4 protein-coding genes are annotated in these 5074 nt (G+C 71.6%); 3 read left to right on the top strand and 1 reads right to left on the bottom strand.

Annotated elements, in window-relative coordinates; all coding sequences use genetic code 11:
- The first annotated feature begins 89 nt into the window (after nt 1-89).
- The 3 genes from C665_RS18260 to C665_RS18250 all read left to right on the top strand — a co-directional run bounded on the left by C665_RS18260 (nt 90) and on the right by C665_RS18250 (nt 4101).
- Nucleotides 90-2171, top strand: a complete 2082-nt coding sequence (locus tag C665_RS18260; RefSeq protein ID WP_004326009.1) for a sensor histidine kinase — start codon at nt 90-92, stop codon at nt 2169-2171.
- Nucleotides 2168-2659 (top strand): molybdopterin-guanine dinucleotide biosynthesis protein B, encoded by a 492-nt coding sequence (gene mobB / locus C665_RS18255; protein ID WP_004326007.1) that lies wholly within the window; start codon nt 2168-2170, stop codon nt 2657-2659. The genes C665_RS18260 and mobB overlap by 4 nt, the downstream gene beginning before the upstream one ends.
- A gap of 107 nt (nt 2660-2766) precedes the next feature.
- Entirely contained in the window at nt 2767-4101 is a 1335-nt protein-coding gene (locus C665_RS18250; RefSeq protein WP_004326005.1) for an NAD(P)/FAD-dependent oxidoreductase, read from the top strand.
- A 19-nt stretch (nt 4102-4120) separates the two neighbouring features.
- On the opposite strand, the gene C665_RS18245 is transcribed toward C665_RS18250, so the two are convergent.
- Nucleotides 4121-5044 (bottom strand): substrate-binding domain-containing protein, encoded by a 924-nt coding sequence (locus C665_RS18245; protein WP_040829653.1) that lies wholly within the window; start codon nt 5042-5044, stop codon nt 4121-4123.
- Between the last annotated feature and the right edge of the window lie 30 nt (nt 5045-5074).

Genomic DNA, 5074 nt, shown 5'->3' with positions numbered 1-5074 from the left:
CGCGCGTGCGGAGCGGCGGGCCTGAGCGTGGCGGGGGTCGGGGCGAGCAGGCCGCGCCGGATGGCGGGGCCCGGTGCGGGAGCGGGGCGATGAGGCTCGCCGAACGCCTGCGCGGCTCGGTACGCGCCAAGCTGCTCGCCCTCGTGCTCGCGCCGCTGATGCTGGGCTTCCCGCTGATCATGGGCGTGCTGTGGTACTGGGGCGAGGTCTACTACCACCGCCTGATGGTGTCGCGGGTCGCCAGCGACCTGGCGACCGCGCACGGTTACTTCGAGCGCGTGATCGACGGCGTCGGCAACGGCGTGCAGGGGCTCGCCGGCTCGCATGCGCTCGCGCAGACCCTGGCGCACGAGACTCCGGAAGCAGTGGCCGCGCTGCTCGGTGCGCGCAAGGGCGGACTCGCGCTCGACTTCCTCAACCTGCTCGACGTCAAGGGCCGCGTGCTGCATGCGTCGACCGCGCTGGCGGCGGGGAGCGCGCGTGGTGGATGGCCCGTCGTGCAGCAGGCGATCCGCGCCCGCGGCGGCAGCGTCGTCGAGCGCTTTGCACCCGCCGAGCTCGCGGCGATCGACGCCGGCATGCGTGAGCGTGCCCGCCTTGCCCTGGTGACCACGGCGCGCGCGCGGCCGGATTCGCGCGGCGAGGAGGAGCGCGGCCTGGTGGTGCACGCGGCGGCCCCGGTGCTCGACGCCGCGGGCAACCTGGTCGCGGTGCTCGAAGGCGGCGTGCTGCTCAATGGCAACCTCGACTTCGTCGATACCCTCAACGCCATCGTCTACCGCGAGGGCAGCCTGCCCGAGGGCAGTGAGGGCACCGCCACGCTCTTCGTCGACGATGTGCGCATCGCCACCAACGTGCGCCTGTTCGAGGGCGCGCGTGCGCTCGGCACGCGCGCCTCGGACGAGGTCCGCACGCATGTGCTCGACCACGGGCGCACCTGGCTGGAGACCGCCTTCGTGGTCAACGACTGGTACGTGTCGGCTTACGAGCCGGTGGTGGACAGCCGCGGCGAACGCGTCGGCATGCTCTACGTCGGCTTCCTCGAGGCGCCCTTCCGCGCCGCCAAGCGCATGGCCCTGCTGGTGGTCGGCGCGCTCGCGCTGCTGGTCAGCGCCGCCGGCGCGCTGCTGACGCTGTATTGGGCGCGCGGCATCTTCCGGCCGATCGAGCGCATGCACGCCACCATCGGCCGCATCGACGCCGGCGACGAGCAGGCGCGCGTGGGTGACGTCGCCAGCCGCGACGAGCTCGGCCGCCTGGCTACCGCCTTCGACCACCTGCTCGACGACCAGGCCGCGCGCCGCGCCGAGCTGCAGGCGCTCAACGCCTCGCTCGACCGCAAGGTCGCCGAGCGCACCGCCGACCTCGCCGACGCCAACGCCGAGCTGCGCGCCGCACAGCACCGTCTGGTGATGAGCGAGAAGCTCGCCGCGATCGGCGAGCTCACCGCCGGCGTCGCGCACGAGATCAGCAATCCCACCGCGGTGATCCAGGGCAATCTCGACCTGCTGCGCGAGGAGCTCGGCCCCGCGGCGCAGCCGGTGGCCAACGAGATCCGCCTGATCCACGAGCAGGTCGGGCGCATCCGCCTGATCGTCACCAAGCTGCTGCAGTTCGCCCGTCCGGGCGAGTTCGCCGGCTACGTCGAGGACGTCGACGTGAACGCCGCGCTCGCCGACTGCCTGGTGCTGACGCGCCAGCATCTGGCGCGCGCCGAGGTGAAGGTGGTGCAGCGCCTGGCCGCCACCGCGCGGGTGCAGATCAACCTGCAGGAGCTGCAGCAGGTGCTGATCAACCTCATCGTCAACGCCGTGCAGGCCATGCCGGCCGGCGGTACGCTGACGCTGGAGACGGTCGACCGCGACCCGCGGCAGGATGCGCGCGGCGTGCGCATCACGGTGCGCGACACCGGCGGCGGCATCCGTGCCGAGGACCTGGCGCGCATCTTCGATCCCTTCTTTACCACCAAGAAGCGCCAAGGCACCGGGCTGGGGCTGTCGATCAGCCACACCCTGGTCGAGCGCTACGGCGGCCGCATCGAGGTGGACAGCGCGCCCGGGCGGGGCGCGGCCTTCACGGTGAGCCTGCTCGCCGAGCCGGTGTATCGCAAGGACCCCGCGCCGCCGCCCGGCGGACGGGAGAACGGAACAGGACAAACGGAAGCGACATGAAAGTGATGGGTTTCGCCGGCTGGTCCGGCAGCGGCAAGACGACGCTGGTGGAGCAGGTGATCGCGGCGCTGAGCGCGCGCGGCCTCGTGGTGTCGCTGGTCAAGCACGCCCACCACAGCTTCGACATCGACCATGCCGGCAAGGATTCCTGGCGCCATCGCCAGGCCGGCTGCCGCGAGGTCATGGTGAGCTCGGACCAGCGCTGGTCGCTGACACGCGAGCTGCGCGGCGGGCCCGAGGCGACGCTCGACGAGCTGCTTGCCCACCTCGGACCGTGCGATCTGGTGTTGGTCGAGGGCTTCAAGCGCGCGGCGATCCCCAAGATCGAGGTGCATCGCCGGGGGCTCGCCGAGCCGCTGCTGTATCCGCACGATCCGCACATCGTCGCCATCGCGACCGACGCCGAGCTGCCTGCGACGCTGCCGCGGCTGGACCTCAACGACCCGGTGCAGGTGGCCGACTTCATCGCGGACCATCTGCACCTGTAGTGCGGGCGAGGTCGGTCCAGTCTGTTGCATCCATGCGAACGCCCGGTATGGCAGGGCGAATGCTCTGTTAGGATTCTCGAGATTAAGAATTTTCTCGAGAGAAGGTAATGAGGATCGAAAAGACCACGGCGGGGACGCCCCACCGCATCGTCATCGTCGGCGGGGGCGCCGGCGGACTGGAGCTGGCGACACGCCTAGGGCGCAAGTTCGGCCGCGGCGGGCGGGTCGAGGTCACCCTCGTCGACAGCAAGCGCACCCACGTGTGGAAGCCCAAACTCCACGAGATCGCTGCCGGCAGCATGGACATCGGCGATCACGAGGTGCCCTACCTGGCGCAGGCGCACTGGCATGGCTTCCGCTTCCGCATCGGGCAGATGATCGGGCTCGACCGCAGCCGGCGCGAGATCCACGTCGCCCCCTTCGTCGATGAAGACGGCAAGGAGGTCACGCCCGCGCGTTCCTTCCCCTACGACACGCTGGTGATCGCGGTCGGCAGCCGCAGCAACGACTTCGGCACGCCGGGGGTGCGCGAGCATGCGCTCAAGCTCGAGACCGTCGCCGATGCGCGGCGTTTCCATGTGCGCATGGTGAATGCGTGCGTGCGCGCCCACGCCCAGCGTTCGCCGCTGCGCCCCGAGCAGTTGCATGTGGCGATCATCGGTGCCGGCGCTACCGGCGTCGAGCTTGCCGCCGAGTTGCACCACACCACGCGCGAGGTGGTGGCGTACGGGCTGGACCGCGTCGATGCCGAAAAGGACGTCCGGCTCACCCTGATCGAAGCCGCGCCGCGCGTGCTGCCGGCCTTGCCCGAGCGCCTGTCGCGATCGACCGAGCGCTTGCTGCGCAAGCTGGGTGTGGAAGTGAATACCGACGCACGCGTGGCCGAGGTGCTGCCCGATGGCGTGCGCCTGGCCGACGGCCGCGTCCTGCCCGCCGAGCTGGTGGTGTGGGCGGCCGGGGTGAAGGCGCCCGATTTCCTCACCCGGCTCGACGGGCTGGAGACCAATCGCATCAACCAGCTCGTGGTGCGGCAGACCCTGCAGAGTTCGGTAGACGACGACATCTTCGCGATGGGCGACTGCGCCGCCTGCCCGTGGCCGGAAAAGGACGGCTTCGTGCCCCCGCGCGCGCAGGCCGCGCACCAGCAGGCCTCGCACCTGTACACGCAGTTGCAGCGCCGCCTCGCCGGCAAGCCGGTGCAGGACTACCGCTACCGGGACTTCGGTTCGCTGGTGTCGCTGGGCGATTTCAGCACGGTGGGCAACATGATGGGCGGGCTCGCCAGGGGCGACCTGTTCATCGAGGGCTGGTTCGCGCGCCTGATGTATGCCTCCTTGTACAAGATGCACGAACTGGCGCTGCACGGCTGGGTGAAGGTGACGCTCGACACCTTGGCGCGCATGATCACGCGCCGCACCGAGCCCCACGTCAAGCTGCACTGAGGCCGCGCGTGCCGCGCCCTCAGTCGAGGCCGAGCACGCGCCCGAGCGGGCCGAGGTCGTAGCCGCCGAGCCGGTGCGCCAGCGCCTGAGAGCGCGCGTCGCCGTGCGCGGCGAGCAGATCCTGGAAGAGGCGGCGGAACATCACGTCGCGCGGCAGCGCGAGGTCGAAGGCCTCCCAGCCCAAGGGCAGGAAGCCGAGGCCGAACTCGGTCGCTGCGGCGCGCGTGCCGGGCGCGCAGTCGGCGTCCTCGCGTGCGACCAGGGCCGCGGCCTCGCGCTCGCTGCGGGCGGTGGCGACCACGCTGCAGTCGGCCGCCGAGAAACCGCGGCTGGCGAGCACGGACTCGAGGAAGTGCGCCGAACCCGCGCCGGCCTGGCGCATCGCCCAGCGATAGTCGAAGGCGGCGAGCGTCTCGATGCCGTCGACCGCCAGGCCGCGGCGCAGGATTACGCCCTGCTCGCGCAGCGCCAGGCGCACCAGCGCCCAATGGCGATGCGGGGCGAAGCGGCGCAGCAGCATGGCGTGCTGCTGCAGGCTGTGCTCCACCCCGCCCCAGTGCAGCGCACACACGCTGGCGCGGCGGCGCGCGAGCAGCTCGAGCCCGGGCAGGGTGCCGGTGGGGCTATAGGCGACGAAGGCATCGCCCCCCAGCACGGGAGCGAGCGCGCCCACCGTGGCGGCCAGCAGTGGGTCGTCGCTGCCGGTGATCAACAGCCGGTCGCTGAGTGCGCCGCCATGCGCCTGCTCGAGCAGCCACTCCTCGAGCAGTGCGCGCGGGAACAGCCACTTGCCGCCCACGCGGGCGGCGGGAATCTCGCGGCTGTTGGCGAGTTCGTAGAGCTTCTTCTCGTTGAGCTGCAGGAAGGCCGCGGCCTCGCGTGCGTTGAGGCAGGTCGCGGATGCCGCGTCGGTGCCTGCCGGCTGCGCGGGGCGCGCGCTCATCCGCGCGGCGCGCCCGCGGCGGCGGCGGGC

The sequence above is a fragment of the Thauera aminoaromatica S2 genome, from assembly GCF_000310185.1.
GTDB classification, from domain to species: domain Bacteria; phylum Pseudomonadota; class Gammaproteobacteria; order Burkholderiales; family Rhodocyclaceae; genus Thauera; species Thauera aminoaromatica.
Note: the sequence above shows the minus strand (reverse complement) of the source record. Positions and strands in the feature narration are given on the sequence as shown.

What these genes read in the sequence shown, in the direction of transcription:
- C665_RS18260 (WP_004326009.1), top strand. Translation starts at nt 90, where the DNA reads ATGAGGCTCGCCGAACGCCTGCGCGGCTCGGTACGCGCCAAGCTGCTC.
- C665_RS18250 (WP_004326005.1), top strand. Translation starts at nt 2,767, where the DNA reads ATGAGGATCGAAAAGACCACGGCGGGGACGCCCCACCGCATCGTCATC.
- mobB (WP_004326007.1), top strand. Translation starts at nt 2,168, where the DNA reads ATGAAAGTGATGGGTTTCGCCGGCTGGTCCGGCAGCGGCAAGACGACG.
- C665_RS18245 (WP_040829653.1), bottom strand. Translation starts at nt 5,044, where the DNA reads ATGAGCGCGCGCCCCGCGCAGCCGGCAGGCACCGACGCGGCATCCGCG.